This window comes from Notoacmeibacter sp. MSK16QG-6 (assembly GCF_024158145.1).
Classification (GTDB): domain Bacteria; phylum Pseudomonadota; class Alphaproteobacteria; order Rhizobiales; family Rhizobiaceae; genus Notoacmeibacter.
On the sequence record NZ_JAMYXM010000002.1, the window covers coordinates 232,257 to 251,834 of the forward strand.

17 protein-coding genes are annotated in these 19,578 nt (G+C 58.9%); 11 read left to right on the plus strand and 6 right to left on the minus strand.

Going from position 1 to position 19,578, the window contains the following annotated elements; all coding sequences use genetic code 11:
• Positions 1–48 precede the first annotated feature (48 nt).
• The 3 genes from NIM86_RS08870 to NIM86_RS08880 all read right to left on the minus strand — a co-directional run bounded on the left by NIM86_RS08870 (position 49) and on the right by NIM86_RS08880 (position 2,702).
• Positions 49–492 carry a TRAP transporter small permease gene (locus NIM86_RS08870; protein WP_253381201.1) on the minus strand — a complete coding sequence of 148 codons (444 nt, stop codon included), beginning with the start codon at positions 490–492 and terminating at the stop codon, positions 49–51.
• A 158-nt stretch (positions 493–650) separates the two neighbouring features.
• Positions 651–1,691 (minus strand): TRAP transporter substrate-binding protein, encoded by a 1,041-nt coding sequence (locus NIM86_RS08875; protein ID WP_253381202.1) that lies wholly within the window; start codon positions 1,689–1,691, stop codon positions 651–653.
• 201 nt (positions 1,692–1,892) lie between these two features.
• A complete protein-coding gene (locus NIM86_RS08880) occupies positions 1,893–2,702 on the minus strand; it encodes a helix-turn-helix domain-containing protein (RefSeq protein ID WP_253381204.1) in 810 nt (269 codons plus the stop codon).
• 234 nt (positions 2,703–2,936) lie between these two features.
• Here NIM86_RS08880 and NIM86_RS08885 point away from each other — a divergent pair, with 234 nt between their 5' ends.
• The 6 genes from NIM86_RS08885 to NIM86_RS08910 are packed head-to-tail and all read left to right on the plus strand — an operon-like array spanning position 2,937 to position 8,904.
• On the plus strand, positions 2,937–4,157 hold the full coding sequence (locus tag NIM86_RS08885; protein ID WP_371872865.1) for an amino acid ABC transporter substrate-binding protein: 1,221 nt from the start codon (positions 2,937–2,939) through the stop codon (positions 4,155–4,157).
• Between the two features lie 33 nt (positions 4,158–4,190).
• Positions 4,191–5,063: a branched-chain amino acid ABC transporter permease gene (locus tag NIM86_RS08890; RefSeq protein ID WP_253381208.1), complete on the plus strand. Its 873-nt coding sequence runs from the start codon at positions 4,191–4,193 to the stop codon at positions 5,061–5,063.
• Positions 5,063–6,004: a branched-chain amino acid ABC transporter permease gene (locus tag NIM86_RS08895; protein WP_253381989.1), complete on the plus strand. Its 942-nt coding sequence runs from the start codon at positions 5,063–5,065 to the stop codon at positions 6,002–6,004. The genes NIM86_RS08890 and NIM86_RS08895 overlap by 1 nt, the downstream gene beginning before the upstream one ends.
• Positions 6,001–6,723 (plus strand): ABC transporter ATP-binding protein, encoded by a 723-nt coding sequence (locus NIM86_RS08900; protein ID WP_253381210.1) that lies wholly within the window; start codon positions 6,001–6,003, stop codon positions 6,721–6,723. The genes NIM86_RS08895 and NIM86_RS08900 overlap by 4 nt, the downstream gene beginning before the upstream one ends.
• Positions 6,716–7,438, plus strand: a complete 723-nt coding sequence (locus NIM86_RS08905) for an ABC transporter ATP-binding protein (protein ID WP_253381211.1) — start codon at positions 6,716–6,718, stop codon at positions 7,436–7,438. Before NIM86_RS08900 ends, NIM86_RS08905 begins: the two co-directional genes overlap by 8 nt.
• Positions 7,435–8,904, plus strand: coding sequence for an aldehyde dehydrogenase (locus tag NIM86_RS08910; RefSeq protein WP_253381213.1), 1,470 nt, complete (start codon positions 7,435–7,437; stop codon positions 8,902–8,904). The genes NIM86_RS08905 and NIM86_RS08910 overlap by 4 nt, the downstream gene beginning before the upstream one ends.
• 366 nt (positions 8,905–9,270) lie before the next feature.
• Here the strand turns inward: NIM86_RS08910 and NIM86_RS08915 are convergent, their stop codons facing one another.
• A complete protein-coding gene (locus NIM86_RS08915; RefSeq protein WP_371872866.1) occupies positions 9,271–10,518 on the minus strand; it encodes an alpha-hydroxy-acid oxidizing protein in 1,248 nt (415 codons plus the stop codon).
• A 287-nt stretch (positions 10,519–10,805) separates the two neighbouring features.
• On the opposite strand from NIM86_RS08915, the gene araD reads away from it, so the two are divergent.
• From araD to NIM86_RS08930, 3 genes are read left to right on the plus strand one after another with little or no spacing between them, the layout of a single operon-like run.
• Complete coding sequence (gene araD, locus NIM86_RS08920; protein WP_253381215.1) at positions 10,806–12,539, plus strand: L-arabinonate dehydratase; 1,734 nt, start codon at positions 10,806–10,808, stop codon at positions 12,537–12,539.
• 7 nt (positions 12,540–12,546) lie between these two features.
• Positions 12,547–13,272 (plus strand): ribonuclease activity regulator RraA, encoded by a 726-nt coding sequence (locus tag NIM86_RS08925; protein ID WP_253381217.1) that lies wholly within the window; start codon positions 12,547–12,549, stop codon positions 13,270–13,272.
• Between the two features lie 10 nt (positions 13,273–13,282).
• On the plus strand, positions 13,283–14,797 hold the full coding sequence (locus tag NIM86_RS08930) for an aldehyde dehydrogenase (NADP(+)) (RefSeq protein ID WP_253381219.1): 1,515 nt from the start codon (positions 13,283–13,285) through the stop codon (positions 14,795–14,797).
• A 109-nt stretch (positions 14,798–14,906) separates the two neighbouring features.
• On the opposite strand, the gene NIM86_RS08935 is transcribed toward NIM86_RS08930, so the two are convergent.
• On the minus strand, positions 14,907–15,647 hold the full coding sequence (locus NIM86_RS08935) for an SDR family oxidoreductase (RefSeq protein ID WP_253381221.1): 741 nt from the start codon (positions 15,645–15,647) through the stop codon (positions 14,907–14,909).
• A 195-nt stretch (positions 15,648–15,842) separates the two neighbouring features.
• Between NIM86_RS08935 and NIM86_RS08940 the strand changes: the two genes are divergently transcribed.
• Positions 15,843–16,754, plus strand: coding sequence for a LysR substrate-binding domain-containing protein (locus NIM86_RS08940; RefSeq protein WP_253381223.1), 912 nt, complete (start codon positions 15,843–15,845; stop codon positions 16,752–16,754).
• Positions 16,755–16,798: 44 nt separating this feature from the next.
• Here the strand turns inward: NIM86_RS08940 and NIM86_RS08945 are convergent, their stop codons facing one another.
• A complete protein-coding gene (locus tag NIM86_RS08945) occupies positions 16,799–17,695 on the minus strand; it encodes a DMT family transporter (protein WP_253381225.1) in 897 nt (298 codons plus the stop codon).
• 355 nt (positions 17,696–18,050) lie between these two features.
• Between NIM86_RS08945 and NIM86_RS08950 the strand changes: the two genes are divergently transcribed.
• Complete coding sequence (locus NIM86_RS08950) at positions 18,051–19,544, plus strand: ABC transporter substrate-binding protein (RefSeq protein WP_253381227.1); 1,494 nt, start codon at positions 18,051–18,053, stop codon at positions 19,542–19,544.
• The last annotated feature ends 34 nt before the right edge of the window (positions 19,545–19,578 follow it).

Sequence of the window (19,578 nt, forward strand, 5' to 3'; positions counted from 1 at the left end):
CCCGGACTCGCTCTTCGTTGAGCGGAATGGTAATCGCCTTCATCATTCTCATTCGATCGGCATGGCGTCGTGCGACGCGAGGAACACAGGCCTGTTGCGGATGGCGCGCCAGCCGTCGAGCATGGTCAGCACGGCGGCGACGAGCAGCAAAGCGAGCGAAATCAGGATCGGCGGAAAAGCGGTCCACAGCGGCAGGCGCAGCACCGGGGTGATCTCGCGATAAGTGATGTAACTTTCCATGCCAAGCGACATTTGCCGTAGGAGCAGAATCGAGAAGCCGACGGCGAAGATTGCTGCGAACAGAGCCATCGCCGCCTTGGCCCGTTCGCTGGCCCGTTCGGTGAAGATGTCGACGGTGACATTGCCGCCGACCAGCTGCGTGTAAGGCAAGAACATGAAGATCGCGATCGCCACGAAGTGCTTGACGAGTTCGTGATCCGCGGAGAACGGCTTGCCAAAGAAAAGGTTGGAAAGCGCGCTGATGGTGCTCATCACGGCGATCGCGACAAGAATGATCCCACCGAGCAGTGCCCAGAACCGGATGATGGTCGCCAGCAGACGGACAAGACGATTCGGCTGAATGGCCGGGGGAGGCGTTTCATCCTCCTCCGGCTCGGCGAAGCTTCGGCTTTTCAGGGAAGCCTTTTCCATCAGCTGTTGTCGGCAATCGCCTTGCGAGCTGCTTCGACGAGGCCGGCTGCGTCGAAATCGCCGCTATGCTCTTCGATCCACTTGTCAACGACGGGCGCCAAGGCATCGTCGAACGTCTTCATCTCCTCTTCGGTGAGAACGATGTGTTCGTTACCGGCCTTGGTCGCGACTTCGATCCCATGGTCATCCGCCGCGCGCCAGACTTCGCCGATCTCCCGGAGCCAGTCTTCGTTGGAAGCCTCGTTGAAGACCTGCTGGAGATCTTCCGGCAGGCTTTCCCAACGGTTCTTATTCATCGAAACCTGGAAGGTCGTGGTGCCGAAGCGCTTATTGTCCGGTCCCTCGATCTGATACTTCGTCACTTCCTGAAGCTGCAGTGGCGGGATGATCTCCCACGGGATTAGAGCGCCGTCGACACCACTGGTCGAAAGAGCCTGAGGCAGATCAGGCACCGGCATCGTAACCGGCGTCGCACCCATCGCTTCGACGACGGCATTTCCCGTCGGGCCGGGCACACGCAGCTTCTTGCCCTGTGTGTCGGCTACCGTGCGAACCGGCTCCTCGGCCATATGGAACGCCTGGCCTGCATGAACGTGATTGAATAGCACGTGAACCGGCTCGTATTCCGGTGCGAGCCACTCGTCGAAGAGCTGCCGCATCGCCAAATTTGTGGCCGTGATGTCGTTGACGTACACGCCGGGCAGTTCGAACGCTTCCGAGCGCGGGAAGAGACCGGGCGTGTAGCCATTGACGGTCCAGACGATGTCCACGACGCCGTCAGCCACCTGCCGGAAAAGCTGGGGCGGTGCGCCACCGAGTGTCATCGATGGATAGATCTCGATCTTCACCCGACCGCCCGATTTCTCGGCAATCGTTTCCGCCCAGGGCGTGAACATCTTCGTATGTGCCGGTGCTTTCGGCCCAAGAAAATGGTGAAGCTTGAGTGTGATCTCCGGTTCCTGCGCCCATGCGGTGCGCATCAGACCCGGCATGGCGAGCGCACCTGCTGCCGCGCCCGCTAGAAATTGACGTCTCTGCATCGTCGTTCTCCTCCCTTGGAAAGGCGCTGCCGGATTTCGAATCGACGGCATAACCTCCGTTTCGTCGGGTCGATCGGCTGAAACTACGGCAATCCTCACGAACCATAGTTGCGTCCTGCGACCGGCGACCTCTCTCAATCTAGAGGCCCTAGCCGCCGCCGATAGGCACTTTTCAGATAGAAAGAAGTACTTTTAACGAGGTTATGGCCAGGCAGCGAAACTGGTTTGCCGTTCCGGGGGCGGCCTATTGACGTCCTGACGGAATTTAGCCGGCGTGTGACCAGTCATACGCCGAAAAAAGCGGCTGAAATAACTGGCGTCCGAAAAGCCCAGGGCGAAAGCGATTTCCGTGGTCTGCATGCCTGATCCGGCGAGCAGCCGTTTCGCCTCCTCAAGAGTAGCCGCGTGGATGATTTGCAGCGGTGACTGACCGCTCGCCCGGCGAACCGCTGTATTCAGGCGATCACGCGAAACACCAATGTCTTTCGCGTAGTCCTGCACAGACCAGTGTTCGCGAAAATGGCGCTGGACCAAAGCATGAAACCGGTTGACGATCGTTCGCGGGGCCGACTGGCGAAGAAGCTGGTCGGGCGGCATGGCATGGCGGTGAACTTCAACCAGAACTAGAGCGATGGCGAGGCGTATACTATCGGATTTTCGGGCTTCGTTTGCACTGATCATCTCGTCCAGCTGCGAAACGAGCGAGGCGAGAAAATGCGCCGTCTCCGCTCTCATTTCCGAGATTGAGAGGCGCACGAATTCGGTCAGGTCGAGATGGCGACATGCCGTCAGTGCGTCCAGAAGAACCGTCATCGGAATGGCGACGATGGTTCCTCGAGCGCCGGCGCTAAGGCTGAGGCAGTGCCGACCGTGACGGGGAAGAAGGACTGCGGACGGCGATGCCAGACTCTCGGCAGGTGGAGGAGCGTCACCTGAGTGATCGACCGAACGCAACTCCATCCGGCCGGACTTCAGGATAATCACGTAAGCGCGGCCGCTTGGCAGTGTCATGTCTTCTTCTGACAGACTTGACCGTATAGGCCATACTTCGAGACGCTCGCTTTGAATGGTGGAGATAACCATGGCGTCGATGCGACCCTCATCCGTCAAATTTACAATTCTACCCTACAAAAACCACTTCAAACGGGTTTTCAATAGCCTACTGTTTCGGCAACAGCTCGAATGAGCCTGTAGCGGGTCTTTGCAGAGGATGGCAGACCCCGCGCCATCACAGGGAGGATTGCAATGAGGAAATTCATGCGAAGGCACGTCTTGCAGTGGGCGCTTGCCGCAAGCGTGACCGCAAGTCTTGGCGGACACGCAACAGCCCAGGATTCACAGCCGGTAAAGATTGGCTACGCCGTCTCCAAAACCGGACCCAGTGCCGCAGGCGCGGGTGTCACTACCATTCCCAATTACGAACTGTGGGTAAAGGACGTGAACGAGGCTGGCGGCCTGAAGATGCCGGACGGCAGCCAGCGCAAGATCGAGGTCATCGAATATGACGACCGTTCCGCTTCCGACGAGGTGGTACGCGCGGTCGAGCGCCTTGCCACGCAGGACAATGTCGATTTCATCTTGCCGCCGTGGGGCACCGGCTTCAATCTGGCGATCGCCCCTCTCATGGACCGGCTTGGATATCCGCAGCTTGCGGTGACGTCGGTGACCGACAAGGCTCCCGAATTCGCCAAGCGCTGGAAAAAGAGCTTCTGGTTTCTGGGTGGCGGAAAGGACTATGCCGAGGCTTTGGCCAAAGTGATCGGCGATGCGAAGGCTGCAGGCAAGGTCGAAGGAAAAATCGCAGTCGTTTCCGTTGCCGACGGTTTTGGTATCGACCTCATCAACGCCGCGCGTCCGGCTTTTGAAGAGGCAGGTCTGGAAGTGGTTCTCGACAAGACCTATCCGCTCGGGACGAGCGATTTCGCGACGCTGATCAACGATGCAAAGGGCTCGGAAGCGGATGGTTTCGTCGCCTTCTCCTACCCGCCGGATACGTTCGGCATGACCAAGGCGGCTCAGGTCGCCGCCTTCAATCCCGCCATCTTCTACGTCGGTGTCGGCACGGCCTTTCCGATCTATGAGAAAGTGGCGGGAACCGATATCACCGGGGTGATGGGTATCGGCGGTGTGAATGCGTCCGATCCAAAAATCGCCGACTACTTCCAGCGCCACACCGACTCGGCAGGTCAGCCGCCAGACAGCTGGGCCAGCGCCATCACCTATGCCTCGCTGCAGATGCTCCAGCAGGCGATCGAGCGCGTCGGCGTCGATCGTGAGGCGGTCGCCGAAGAACTCTCGACAGGTACGTTCGAGACGATCCTTGGTGAGACCAAGCTGGAGGATAATCAGTTGCGTCAGCTTTGGTGGGTCGGGCAATGGCAGGATGGCAAGTTCGCAGCCATCGCGCCCGCTGAAAATGAGGGTGCGTCGGAACCGATTATTCCGAAGCCCGACTGGAAGCAGTAGTACAAGAGTTCCGGCGGGTATCTGCTGAAGACCATGTTTTTTTCCACCTTACTCTTCGGCCTGGTGCTCGGCGGAACTTACGCGCTCGTCGCGCTCGGTCTGACGCTGCAATACGGCATCAGCCGGATCATGAACCTGGCCTACGGCGATCTGCTGATCGCCGCGGCTTTCCTGACGATGCTCGGTTTCACCAGCTATTCGGTGCTGCCCCCGATCGCCATGCTGCTCATCGTCCCGCTTGGCTTCGTCTTCTCCTACCTATTGTACCTCTTTGTACTTCGGCCACTTGTCCGCAGGGCGGAAAACCGCGCGGCGCTCGAGATAGATTCGATCCTCGCGACCTTTGGCCTGCTCTTTGTAATGCAGGGCGTCATGCTGCTGATCTTCGGCGGCAATATTTTCGGCTATTCATGGCTCGACAACGCGGTGGATCTGTTCGGCGTACGGATCGCGACCAACAGGCTTCTTGCCTTGGCGCTGGCCATCCTGCTTGCCCTTGGTCTCTATCTGGTCGTGACCCGGACAAGGCTTGGCCTGGCGCTTCAGGCCGTCGCAAACCGGCCCGAGTCCGCGCCGCTTGTCGGCATCAATGTCGAACAGGTCGCCGCGTACGCCTTTGCTCTCGGCGGAGCAATGGCAGCCGCTGGCGGCGTCGCCTTTTCGATGATCCAGACCTTCACGGCGACCAGCGGCACGGCATTGACGCTGAAAGCACTCGTCATCGTCATCATGGGCGGCGTCGGCAATCTCCCCGGGGCGCTGATGGCAGGGTTTGCGCTCGGAATCACCGAGACCTTCGTCGCGGCCTTCATCGATCCCGGCCTGACGCTCGCCGCGACCTATGGCATTTTCCTGCTGGTCCTGCTGATCCGGCCCAACGGCCTTTTCGGAAAGGCGGCCGGATGATGAGCAGGGCTTTCCTTTTTCCCATTGCCGTGATTGCAGTGGCAGGGTGCCTGGCGTTTTTGCCATCCTACCTCGACGACTACGGAATCGGCATCATGATTGGGTTGCTCAATGCGGTTATCCTTGCCACCGCATGGGCGCTTTTTTCCGGTCCGACAGGCTATATCTCGCTCGCGACGGCCGCTTTCTTCGGGGTGGGCGCCTACACTGTCGCCGTCCTGAACGAAAGCGTCCCCTATCCGCTGATCCTGATAGCCGCCGCGATCATCGGCGCGCTTGTCTCGCTTTCCATCGGCCTTGCGACACTCCGCCTCGCCGGGATTTATTTCGTCATCTTCACCTTCGGCCTATCGGAGATGGTCCGTCAGATGATCACCTGGTTCGAGGTGAACATTACCGGCACACTTGGCCGCTATATCTTTCTGCCAATCGAGCCTCGTCACATCGCCTGGCAGCTTCTGGGTCTGGCTGCGCTGACGCTCGTTGTCGGCTGGCTGATCCGTCGCAGCAAAACGGGGCTGGCGCTTCGTGTCATCGGCGATGATGAAGTCGTCGCTGCCCATTGTGGCATCAACATCGCACGGGTGAAGGTTCTTCTCTTTGGCGTCAGCGCGACGCTGCTGACGCTGGCAGGTGCGATCCAGGCGCCGCGCTACGTCTATGTGGAGCCGGCGATCGTCTTCAATCCGACCCTGTCGTTCCTGCCGGTCATCATGGCGCTTCTGGGCGGGGCGCGAAGCCTTATCGGACCGACGCTCGGCGCCATTCCGCTGTTCCTTCTCTTCGAATGGCTATCGGCCAGTTACCCAAATGCCTACTCCATTCTTCTCGGCGCCGTCTTTATCGTGATCGTCTATGCTTTGCCGCAGGGCGTAACCGGTCTGATCCGCCGCTGGCGCGAACGTAGCGCGTCCGTTGTGCAGCCGGAGGAAGCGGCATGAGCGCGCTTTTGACCGTCGATGGTCTGACAAAACGATTTGGCGGCCTGACGGCAGTCGATGGAATGAGCTTTGAGGTGAGCGAGGGCGAGACAGTTGCTTTGCTCGGTCCCAACGGCTCAGGCAAGACAACCGTGCTCAACATGATATCCGGGGCGCTTGATCCGAGCGCCGGGTCCATCTTTTTCGATGGGGAACGGATTGATGGTGACCGGCCGCATGACATCGCCAATATCGGTATTTCCCGGACATTCCAGCTTGTACGAATCCTGCCGTCGCTTTCGCTTCGCGAAAACGTCGTGGCGGCTTTGGCATTTGGCCGTGCCGATCTTTGGGGCGGAGAAGCGGAGCGGGAGGCTGACCGCCTGCTTGGTCTGGTCGGTCTTCGAAGCGGCGTCCGGGCCGCCGATTTGACCTATCTGGACCAGAAGCGTCTCGAAATGGCGCGTGCTTTGGCGGGCCGGCCCCGACTTCTTCTCCTGGACGAATGGCTGTCAGGACTGAACCCGACGGAGATGCGCGAAGGCATCGCACTGGTTCGCCGGATCGTCGACGGCGGAACGACCGTCTTGCTGGTCGAGCACATTATGGACGCTGTAAGGGCGCTCTGTTCGCGTTCGGTTGTGATGAAGGCCGGTACCCTTCTAGCAGAAGGACCGACAGCGGACGTTCTGGCCGACGCGGCAGTGATCGAAGCCTATTTGGGTGATGTCCATGCTTGAGGTGAAGGGTCTCGCAGTGCGCTATGGTCGGCACGAAGCGCTGCACGAGGTCTCGATCAATGTTGCCGAGGGTGAGACCGTCGTCATCCTCGGCGCCAATGGCGCTGGCAAGACATCGCTGATGAACGCCATTGCGGGCCGCGTCTCGCCTTTTTCCGGCAGTATCCGGTTTCTGGGCGAAGAGATCGACGACCAACCATCGCATGATCGTGTCGAAGCCGGCATTGCGCTGGTACCGGAAGGAAGAGGCATCTTCCCCGGCCTGAGCGTTCGGGACAATCTCAAGCTTGGTGGCTACCCGAAGCGGGCAAGGGAAAATGCCGGTTCGACGATGGAGCGCGTTCTGACGCTTTTTCCGCGGCTGGCGGAGCGGCTCGATCAGCTTGCGGGAACGATGAGCGGCGGTGAACAGCAGATGGTCGCAATCGGCCGGGCTGTGATGAGCGCTCCGAAGCTTTTGATGCTTGACGAACCGAGCCTTGGGCTCGCGCCGATCGTCACCCAGCAGCTCTTTGGGGATCTGGAACGGGTCCGGCAGGCCGGCACGTCCATGCTGGTCGTCGAGCAGAATGTCCGCGCCGGCCTGAAGCTCGCCGATCGTGGATATTTGTTGACGGCCGGACGCATTGTCCGCGAAGCTGCCGCCGCCGATCTTCAGGGCGACCCCGATGTCAGTCGGGCGTTCCTCGGCGGACTGGAGGATGCTGTTCATTGACCGCCGCCGCTAGGCAAAATGAGGGTGCACGATCCGTATCATTGCTGATCGCGGGCGAAGATCGCTGGGCCTCTGATGGCGAAACCTTCTGCCGGGTCGGCCCTCTCGATGACCGAGTCGTCACGGAGGCTGCGGCGGCAACGCCGGACGACGCCATTGCCGCGGTCGATGCAGCGGCCGCAGCCTTTCCCGAATGGTCGCAGAGCGGTCCCCGTGCACGCCGTCGAATTCTTCTGAGGGCGGCCGAAGCCATTCGCGCACGGCGCGAGGAATTCATAGCGATCATGTGCGATGAAACGGGAGCGGCGCCCGAATGGGCGGCCCACAATGTCGAGCTGGCAGCCGACATGCTGATGGAAGCGGCGGCCATCACCACACAAGTAGCTGGCGAAATGCTCGCATCCGACCGCCCGGCAACGACAGCCATGGCGGTGCGGCAACCGGCGGGGGTGGTCCTTTCCATTGCGCCCTGGAATGCGCCGATCATCTTGAGCGTTCGGTCGATCGCGACACCGCTGGCCTGCGGCAACACGCTCGTGCTGAAGAGTTCGGAAATCTGTCCCGCGACCCATCGCTTGGCTGCATCCGTTATTTGCGAGGCTGGCTTGCCAACGGGCGCGCTGAACGTGATCTCGCACGCGCCGGAAGATGCGGAGACCATTCTCGAAACGATTGTTTCTCAGCAGGCCGTGCGACGGGTGAATTTCACGGGATCGACAAGAGTGGGAAGGATCGTCGCTGAGATCGCCGCCAAATATTTGAAGCGGCCACTTCTAGAACTCGGCGGCAAAGCGCCGCTTATCGTTCTTGACGATGCCGATCTGGACGCAGTGATTGAAGGAGCCCTTTTCGGCGCCTTCACCAATCGCGGCCAGATCTGCATGGGAACGGAGCGGCTTCTGGTCGATGCAAGGATTGCCGACGAGTTGCTGGAGCGACTGACACCCAAGGTCAAGGCGCTGGCGGATGGTGCTGACTGTCCCGGCATTCTGAGACCTGGCCCGTTGATCGATCGGGCCGCAGCGCGAAGGATGTCGGAGCTTGTCGACGATGCCCGGAGTCTCGGCGCCCGCGTACTGGCAGGCGGTGCTTCGCAGGGCATGTATTTCCCGCCGACTCTGATCGACGGCGTGATGGTTCCCATGCGCCTCTATGCCGAGGAGAGCTTTGGGCCGCTTCTGTCCGTCATCCGCTTCGAGACGATCAACGAAGCCATCCGCATCGCCAACGATACCGAATATGGCTTGGCGGCAGCTGTATTCGGGCGCGATACCTCGCGCGCCATGCGCGTTGCACGTCGTGTCGAGAGCGGCATCTGTCATATTAATGGTCCGACAGTGCACGACGAGCCGCACATGCCGTTCGGCGGTGTCAAGGAAAGCGGCTACGGTCGGTTTGGCGGCAGCTCGGCGATCGACGAATTTACCGAGATGCGCTGGCTGACAGTTCGCGAAGAAACGCGCTGAACACAACCGCCTTATTGCAACGCCGCAGCGGCAAGAGCATCGAAGGCACGTTTGCGACACTTGCTCTGGCCTGCAGAAGACCCGCTGAACGTGTTAGGTCATACAGTGCAAAGCGGCATATTCTGGCAAATTGGTGGCCCAACATCACATACAACTGACAAGCCGTCCGACCTCTAAGGGAAATTCGGTGCAGTCAGTGCACGTCAGTTCCGCGGAGTCCGAAATGTCGATCAGGCTATGACAAGAGACGAAGACAAACGCTCAAGACCATGGTCTGACAACCGGCTGACGACTTGAGAACCCTGCCCTCAAGACCGTGTGCTAACCTGACTATCAGGGGTTCGGCTTCTGCGAGGTTTCCACCGGTTAGACGATTTGACTGTCATCTTTGCCTAGGGCGCGGAAGCGCAACCGCGAGAGAACCGCGCCATCCATTTCGGACACGGCATTGAGGCCCAGCATACCGAGATCTGCCCTGAGTTCGCCCTTGAGCAATCCTATGGCGTGCTCCACACCTATCCGGCCCGCCACCGCAGAGGCGTAATTGAAAGGTCGTCCGACAAAAACCAACGACGCGCCGAGACCCATCGCCTTCAGAATATCGGTGCCGCGCCAGAACCCGCCATCGATCATCACCGGAAGGTCAGGCGTTTCCGCAACGATGGCAGGCAGGACGCGTATGGGCGCGATGGCGTGATCGAGCTGACGGCCGCCGTGATTGGAAACGATGATGCCGTCAATGCCCGATTTTTTCGCGCGCCGCGCATCCTCGGGATGAAGTATCCCCTTAAGGATCAGCTTGCCCGGCCACTGCCGCCGCACCTGTTCGATCTGCGTCCAGCTCAGCTTTTCTCGGCCTGAAAAATCGCGCACCGCGCGGCTGGAGAGAAGCGGCGCACCGCGTTGCGCCTCGGCATTCTCGAAATAAGGCATACCATGCCGGACAAACGTTCGCAGAAACGTTCCGATCGCCCAGCGGGGGTGCGTGATCCCGTCCCATGCGAGCTTCAGATTGGGCCGCAACGGTGTTTTGAAACCGTCGCGAACATTGTTTTCGCGACTGGGAACGACTGCGGTATCCACCGTGATGATAAATGTTTCTATCGCCGTTGCTTTGACGCGCTCGACCAGCGCTGCGATCGCATCCGTTTCGGGCGGTAGATAGGCCTGATACCAGACGCTTGGCGCTGCCTCTGCAATCTCCTCCAGCCGAATAAGCGAAGCTGCGCTTATCGCCATCGGGATATGCGCGGCGTGGGCCGCTTCGGCCAGCGCCAAGTCACCACGATATCCTGTCAGGGCAGAAACGCCCATCGGCGCAATGCCGAACGGAGCAGCATAAGTCTCTCCGAGCAGTTCGACATCGAGACGTCGCTGCGAAACATCACGCAGCACCCTCGGCACGAAGTCGATTTCCGCAAGAGCGTCGCGATTGCCGGAGAGAGATGCCTTCGTTTCAGCGGCTCCCGAAATATAGCCGAATATCGGCTTCGGCAATTTGCGGTGGGCCGCCCGTTCGAAATCCTTCAGCGCGAGATAACGACGCATTTTGCGCGGGGGATCGGCTAGGGCAGTTGGCCGAGAAGACGGATCGAAAACCGTGTTGTCAGGCATGGCTCTCCTACTCAGGACATCGGGCAGAGACCAGGGCGAGTGGTCGTCACCAAAAAATTTTCCAGGCAACCTTGAACTGGCCATACTGATATATCAATATTTCACCTAGCCAAGAAAGTGTTTTAACGCGTTTGTGGGGGAGGAAATGAATGGGACGCGCCCGTAATCCGGTCCATCGCTTTCAACTGGGCATTTACAATCGCCGGTTCGTCGACTGACACCGGTGATCCAACTCTCCGACAAACAAAATGTGCGCTGGTCATATTCGCACTGGCCGGAAAGATGACATGACTCGCAAGACCCCCAAGGATCTCCGATCCGCACGCTGGTACGCGCCTGACGACCTTCGATCATTCGGCCATCGATCACGCATGATGCAACTCGGCTATGCCGAGGAGGATTTCCGCGACAAGCCCGTTATTGGGGTTCTTAACACCTGGTCTGAACTCAACACCTGCCACGCTCATTTCAAGGACCGCGTCCAGGATGTGAAACGGGGGGTACTGCAGGCCGGCGGCTTTGCTGTAGAAATGCCCGCGCTTTCGGTCGATGAGAGCTACATCAAGCCGACTTCCATGCTCTATCGCAACATGCTTGCCATGGAGACGGAAGAGATGATCCGGTGCCATCCGCTGGACGGTGTTGTCCTTATGGGTGGGTGCGACAAAACAACGCCGGGCCTTGTGATGGGCGCCATCAGCGCCGGTGTTCCAATGATATATCTGCCGGCAGGCCCCATGCTGCGCGGCAATTACGCCGGAAAAATTCTCGGCTCGGGTTCCGACGCCTGGAAATACTGGGATGAACGACGCGCAGGCAATATCAGCGACGAAGAATGGATCGGCGTGCAAGGCGGTATTGCACGATCGGCCGGCACATGCATGACGATGGGCACGGCGTCCACGATGACAGCCATCGCCGACGCGATGGGCCTGACCATGACGGGTGCGTCCTCAATCCCCGCCGTCGATGCCAATCACCAGCGAATGGCCGCCGAATGCGGACGGCGTATTGTGGCAATGGTCTGGGAAGACTTGACGCCCGATAAAATCGTAACAGCCGGCGCTTGCCGCAACGCTGCAATTGTGGCCATGGCGACCGGCTGTTCGACCAATGCCGTTGTGCATTTGATCGCCATGGCGCGCCGCGCTGGCGTCCCGATGCAATTGGAGGAGTTGGACGAATTGGGTCGAACGACGCCGCTCATCGCCAATGTGCGACCATCGGGCAAAGACTATCTGATGGAGGATTTTTATTATGCCGGCGGACTTCGCGCCTTAATGAAGCAGATCGAAGATCGGCTGGACACCTCCTGCCTGACGGTCAATGGCCAAACGATCGGCGAAAATCTCCAGGGAGCGGAGGTTTATAATGACGATGTCATCCGCCCGCTTTCAAATCCCGTCTATCAAGAAGGCTCGCTTGCGGTGCTGAAAGGCAATCTTTGCCCCACCGGAGCTGTTATCAAGCCGGCCGCGTGTGACCCGAAATATCATGTGCATGAAGGTCCGGCAGTCGTCTTCGACAGTTACCCCGAAATGAAAGCCTTCGTAGACGACAAAGACGCTGAAGTGACGCCCGATCATGTCATGGTGTTGCGCAATGCGGGGCCGATCGGCGGTCCCGGATTTCCCGAATGGGGAATGCTGCCGATCCCCAAAGCCCTGATCAAGCAGGGCCATCGCGACATGCTGCGGATTTCCGACGCGCGGATGTCCGGCACCTCATATGGCGCCTGCGTTCTGCACGTTTCCCCTGAGAGCTATGTCGGCGGCCCGCTGGCTCTCCTGAAAACCGGGGATACCGTGAGGCTGAATCTACCCAATCGCACGCTCGACATGCTGGTTTCCGATGAGGAACTGAGGGAGCGGCGTCAAGCATGGACTCCGCCAGAGCCACGCTATGAGCGCGGCTGGGGCTGGATGTTCTCTAAACACGTCGCGCAAGCCGACCAGGGCTGCGACTTCGACTTCCTGCAATCGGACTTCGGCAAGACCGCCGGCGAGCCCGATATCTTCTGAGGTAATCATGACCGACTATGTGCTTCCTGACGAGACGCGCGCCAAATACAAGCGTATCTCAACCGCCTCGATTGCGACGCAGCTCTACAAGCGTGGACTGCGCAACCAGTTTATCCAAGGTGTCAGACCGGTTTCCAGAAAGCCGGAAAACATGGTCGGCCAGGCTTTTACGCTGCGCTACATTCCCGCGCGCGAAGATCGAAACCAGCTTGACGTCTTTCGCGATGCGGAGCACCCCCAGCGTGTCGCGGTCGAAACCTGCCCGCCAGGCCAAATTCTCGTGATGGACGGAAGGGGCGACGCCAGCGCGGCGACTGCCGGGTCGATCCTTGTGACCCGTATGAGCGTCCGCGGCTGCGCGGGCGTGGTATCCGATGGCGGCTTTCGCGACTATGAAGGCATCGGGGAACTGCCCATGCCGGCTTATTGCGCCGGCCCATCCGCGCCGACGAACCTGACAAAGCACGAAGCGCTCGACATCAATGTGCCCATTGCCTGCGGCGAGGTCGCGGTTTTTCCCGGAGACGTTCTGGTGGGCGATGGCGACGGTGTCATGGTCATTCCTGCCCACCTCGCCGAGGAAATCGCTGAGGTCTGTTCCGGTATGGAGGACTTCGAGGCTTTCGTGCTTGAGGAAGTGCTGAGCGGCACATCCATCATTGGCCTTTATCCGTGCACGAAAGAAGAAAACCAGAGAAATTTCGACGCATGGATGGCGAAGAAAACCAAGTAAGGAGAGACCTATGGGCTTCACCCCTCACGGCAAACATCTGATTGCCGGCGACTGGGTTGCCGGGCAAACGACTTTCACTTCCGAACCGGCTCACGGCCCGGCCCATGCGTTCAGCACTGGCACACCGGATCTGGTTGATCGGGCGTGCCAGGCTGCAGAGGACGCGTTTCTGTCCTACGGCTATTCGTCGCGGGCGGACCGGGCTGCGTTCCTCAACGCCATCGCTGACGAGATCGATACGCGCGCGGACGCCATTACGGAAATTGGTACGCAGGAGACCGGTCTGCCTGAAGCGCGCCTGCAGGGAGAAAGAGGTCGCACAACAGGCCAGCTCCGTCTCTTTGCCGAACATATCATAAAGGGTGATTACCTCGACCGCCGGCATGATGAGGCAATGCCGGATCGTCAGCCGATGCCGCGTCCAGACCTTAAGATGGTGCAGCGTCCTATCGGTCCCGTTGCCGTTTTCGGCGCCTCGAATTTCCCTCTTGCCTTTTCGACTGCTGGAGGTGACACGGCCTCAGCTCTAGCGGCGGGTTGTACCGTCGTGGTGAAAGGCCATTCAGCCCATCCCGGCACCGGCGAAATCGTTGCCGAAGCCATTCACGCCGCGATCGATAAATGCGGCCTGCATCCTGGTGTGTTTTCTCTTATCCAGGGCGGCGACCGCCATGTCGGCACGGCGCTGGTACAGCATCCGCTAATCAAGGCAGTAGGATTTACCGGCTCGCTCGGTGGCGGGCGAGCGCTCTACGATTTGTGTGCGGCACGGCCCGAGCCGATTCCGTTTTTCGGCGAACTGGGTTCGGTCAATCCGATGTTTGTCCTGCCCGAGGCGGCCAAAAATCGTGGCGCGAAGGTCGGTGAAGGCTGGGCAGCCTCTCTGACGATGGGCGCTGGTCAGTTCTGTACCAATCCAGGCATAGCAGTGGTGAACACGGGCCCGGATGGCGATGCTTTCGTGACGGCGGCTGCAGAAGCGCTAAAAGACGTGCAGACGCAGTGCATGCTGACCGACGGCATCGCCAGCGCCTACCGTGATGGCAAAACGCGATTCGACAATCGCAACGCGGTGGAGGCGGTTCTGGTTACCGATAGCGAGGGGCGCAGCGCTGCCCCAAACCTCTACCAGACAGATGCCGCGGCTTATCTTCAGGACCATGCTTTGGGAGAAGAGGTGTTCGGTCCGCTGGGGCTCGTTGTGCGGGTCTCCGGCGCCGATGAGATGGAAACGTTGGCGCGCGGTTTCGAGGGCCAACTGACGGCCACGTTGCAGATGGATGACGGCGACACCGAACTGGCGCAGCGCCTGATGCCGATACTCGAGCGCAAAGCGGGCAGAGTATTAGCGAACGGCTTTCCAACCGGCGTCGAGGTTTGCGATTCCATGGTTCATGGAGGCCCCTACCCGGCGTCGACCAATTTCGGTGCGACTTCCGTCGGTACGCTCGCGATAAGGCGCTTCCTACGTCCCGTCTGTTACCAGAACATGCCAGATGACCTGTTGCCAGACGATCTGAAGTGAAAATGAGAACGGTGCCGGTTTCGCAGCCGGCACCGCTCACTAATCAGACAACCGGAAACGGGTTGCGGCTACCCCTACCCGATCGGGCCGCGTCCTTAGCCGTTGGCAATCATCCCCGACCGATAAAGGGCATGTTCGTCGCCATGATCGTCATGAACTGAATATTGGCCGATAGCGGCAGCGTTGCCATGTTCAGTACCGCATCCGCAATGTGAGACACATCGATCGTTGGCTCGACCCTTGTCGATCCATCAGCCTGTGGCACGCCATTTGTCTGACTCGCTGACATTTCGGTCAAAGCGTTACCGATATCTATTTGACCGCAGGCGATGTTGAACGGACGACCATCGAGTGAGATCGAGCGTGTCATGCCTGTAATCGCGTGTTTGGAAGCGGTGTAGGCGATAGAACCGGGTCGCGGGACATGGGCCGAAACCGATCCGTTATTGATGATACGCCCGCCTTGGGGGGTTTGCCCCCTCATCGCCGCAAAAGCGGCCCGGGCGCACAGAAACGCGCCCGTGATATTGACATCCGTAACGCGATGCCAGTCGTCGACGCTCATCTCATCGATGAGTACGGATTTGAGCCCTTGGCCCGCATTGTTGAATAGAATATCGATATGACGCCATTTTTCGCGTGCGCTCGTGAAGGCAGACTGAACGGCGTCTGGATCGGTCACGTCACAAGGCAACAGAAGTGCGTGTTTGGCATCGCCCGCTGTCTCAGCCAATGCATCCGGGCGGCGCCCTATAAGCCCGACTTGCCAACCCGCCTGAAGAAAGCGCCGAGCTGTCGCCCGGCCAATTCCGGACGATGCTCCAGTAACAATGATTGTCCGCTCAGACATGTGACTGCTCTGTGTGTAAATCCATGTTCGCTTTGCCTCCCCTCTGTTACCAACGTCTCTCAAGCTGCTCGGATACAGCTTGGCCGACGTAGAACCACTACGCGGAAGGATATTGATGACAGGCTGATTGTCCATTTCACTTTTGCATTGCCGTGATATAATTTCTGACATACTCGATCTGGATTGTGAGCTGTCGTGGCAAAGACGCCGTTTGAACTTTTTCAACTTCGCTGCTTCGTCACGGTTGCGGAGGAACTCAATTTCCGGCGCGCTGCCGAGCGGCTAAACATGACGCAACCTCCCTTGTCGCGTCAGATCAAGCTGCTTGAGGAAGGTATCGGGCTGGCATTGCTCGACCGGGACAATCGGACAGTGAGGCTAACCTCCGCCGGTGTCATGTTTCGCCTGTCAGCAATCGATCTGCTGGAGCGCGCCGAGGTCGCCATATTAAGCGCTCGGCAGGCCGAACGCGGCGAAGCCGGAGCGATAACGATGGGGTTCGTGCCATCGGCCGCCTTAGACTTCGTGCCCCGGATTGTCTCGGCGCTGAAACGCGAATTACCGGCCGTGCGCTTCACGCCGATCGAGATGATGAGCTATGAGATTACCGAAGCGCTTAAGGTCGGCGGTCTGGACCTGGGACTAACGCGCTCTTCCGGTCCGGCACGAGAGATCAACAGCACACGGGTCATTCGTGAGCCTTTCGTGTTGGCACTGCCGCTTGGCCATCGGCTGGATCGGCCGGGTCCGGCATCGGCGATCTCCCTCGATGACGAAAACTTTATCGGCTATTCATCCGGTCGCGGCGGCTTTCTGCGGGAGATCCATACCGCTCTTTTTGCCGCTATCGGCGTTCAGCCCAATATCGTTCAGGAAGTAAGCCACACTCATACGGTGCTATCCCTTGTTAATATCGGGCTTGGCGTCGCACTTGTGCCGAAATCGGCGATGGCAATGCAGATGAACCGGTTGAGCTATCGAACTATCGATCTTCCGGACCAATTTCACTCAACGATCTATCTCAATGTCGCCCGCAACCGCACTACGCCACTGAACCGCAAGGTGCGCGAGACGATTTTAATGGCGCTGTCTCACGTTCCGGCCTGAGCCGGCCTGAACGCTTGCAAAGTCCTTCTATACCGGTTGCTTTGCTAGGTCAGGTTATGTTCCCTGCGCCGCGTTGTGCGAGCCATCAGAAATGTAGAGACGAAGATGACGATACCGCCGATCCACGTGGTTTGCGGCACCGTCTCAGCCAAGAGTAAGTATCCAAGTACGGCGACAAAGGGCAGTCGCAAAAAGTCGAAAGGCGTGATCAGCGACGCCTCGGCAAGGGAAAACGCCTTTGTCGCGAGTGTCATGGACGCAGCGCCGATGACGCCCTGGATTGCCAGAATTATCCACTCGGTCGGACTCGGGGTGGTCCAGACGAAAAGAGCCGGAACCGCAGCAATAGGAACCATCAGAATAAGGTTCCAGGCGACCAGCGTCTCGCTGGAGTCGCGCGCTGTCATCGGTTTGAGGATCAGTTGAATTGCGGCTGTCAGCACCGCGCCGAGCAGGGCAAAGAGCAGCCCTTCCGATAACTCCTGCTCATGGCCCGGCATCAGGATGACCAGGACGCCGGCAAAGCCGAAGAAAATGGCGAGAAGCCTCGCTGGCCTAAGCGTTTCACCGAGAAACATCCATGCGCCAAGCGTTACGAAGAATGGCGAGGTAAACGCAATGGCAGTGACATCGGCAAGCGTTGCAAGCGCAAAACCGTAGAAGAATGCGACGAGCGAAGCGAGCTTTAACGCTGCGCGGAAGAAATGACGAAACCGGTAATGACTGCGCAGGATACCCGGTCGGCCAAGCAGCCAGGGAGCGACGGCGATCAGCCCGAACAGTGCGCGAGTAAACCCGATCATGAAGGGGTGCACGGTATCCGAAACGAGACGGACCAGAACCGAATCCACCGCCATCAGCGCCGAGACCAGCATCATCAGAATTGCGCCTATAAGAGCGGACCGGTCGAAACTTCCCGTCTGATCGCGTTCGGATGGCATTGCGGTCTCCTGGACCCTGTCAGGCGCGGAGACGACCAGCCAACTGGCCTGTCCACACCGTTCCCGGCTCAACTGATTTTCGACGATCCAACTTTGTGCAGCGGCCAGATCAAGGTCGCTGGCCCAAGCTCATATTCGCTTGCTTTCACCAAAATCAAACGGTTTTCCCAAATGGCTATTAATCCAGCCCATCAGGCCTTCTTTGATTTAAAATATGTATCGAAACAATCTAATTATGAAATTTACATGCCCGCATTCCCTTTCGTAGTCTGAACGACACCTGCCGACGCAGCGACGTGACGATCATGGAGGATCGGATCGCCAAGGTCGGCCAGGATGCTATGGGAGGAGAAACATGGCTTACAAATTGGGCCGAATAGCAGCGGCTTTCATGGTATCGGCAGTGGCCGGTCATGCGATGGCGCAAGAGGTAACAGTCGTATTGGCGGAGGAGCTCGACAATGTCGACCCATGTGAAGCTTCACGCTCCAACATTGGGCGGGTAATATTGCAGAATGTTTCGGAAACGCTGACCGAACTGGTGCCGGGCACCGGCGTCGAGCCCCGTCTGGCGACGAGTTGGGAAGAGACCGAAAAGGGCACCTGGCGCTTTCATCTCCGCGAAGGAGTCAAATTCTCGGACGGCACTGCGTTCGATGCTGAGGATGTCGCACATTCGATTGCCCGCATGACGAATCCGGACCTGATCTGCGAAATTGGCAACAAGTATTTCGGTGGTATCGAGCTGAAAACGAACGTTGTCGATGAGAACACCATCGACATCACCCCGGACCCGGTCCAACCAATTATGCCGCTTTTGGCCTCGACCATTACCATCGCGCCGTCCGAGGCGCCTATGGATGCCTATGTTGACGTTCCGATCGGGACCGGCCCTTATGTCTGGGACGAATATGTACGCGGCCAGAGGATAAAACTGAGCGCCAACCCCGATTACTGGGGCGAAGCTCCGAGCGTGACGGGCGCGACCTATCTGTTCCGCAGCGATGCCTCCGTGCGTGCTGCAATGGTCAAGACCGGCGAAGCCGATATTGCGCCGAACATCGCCCTGCAGGACGCGACAACGGATATGGATTTCTCCTATCCTAACTCTGAGACGGTCTATATGCGGCTCGATCATTCGATCCCGCCGCTTGACGATGTCCGCGTTCGCCAGGCCTTGAATTATGCGGTCGACAAAGAGGCTTTTCTGGGCACCATCCTCGCCGATGGCACGATCATCGCAAAGGGTATCACCCCGCCATCGACGATCGGCTACAATGACGAGGTCGAGCCCTACCCCTTCGATCTGGAAAAAGCCAAGGCCCTTCTGGCCGAAGCGAAGGCGGACGGCGTTCCGGTCGACACCAAGATCACCGTAGTCGGCCGTATCGGCAACTTCTCCGCCGTTCAGGAAACGATGGAAGCGCTTCTGTCGATGTGGCAGGACGCCGGCTTCAATATCGAGTTGCAGATGCAGGAAGTCGGCGACTGGGTCGAACATCTCGTACGGCCCTTCGCTGAAGATCGCGGGCCGGAGATCGTGCAGGCAATGCACGACAACGCCAATGGCGACCCGGTCTTTTCCATGTTCTTCAAATATGATTGCGAAGGCGCCCAGTCAGCGACCTGCGATGAGAAGTTGGACACGATGATCGAGGAAGCGACAGCGTTAAGCGGCGATGAGCGCGCGGCAAAATGGAGTGAAACATTTGCCTATACTCACGAAATCGCTGCCGATGTGATGCTTTGGCACATGGTCGGGTTCAGCCGGGTGAACCCGCGTCTTGATTTCGAACCAACGATCAAGACCAATTCGGAGCTTCAGCTCGGCCAGATCAAGTTTAACTGATCGAACTCCCAGAGGGGCGGCGCGACCGTGCGTC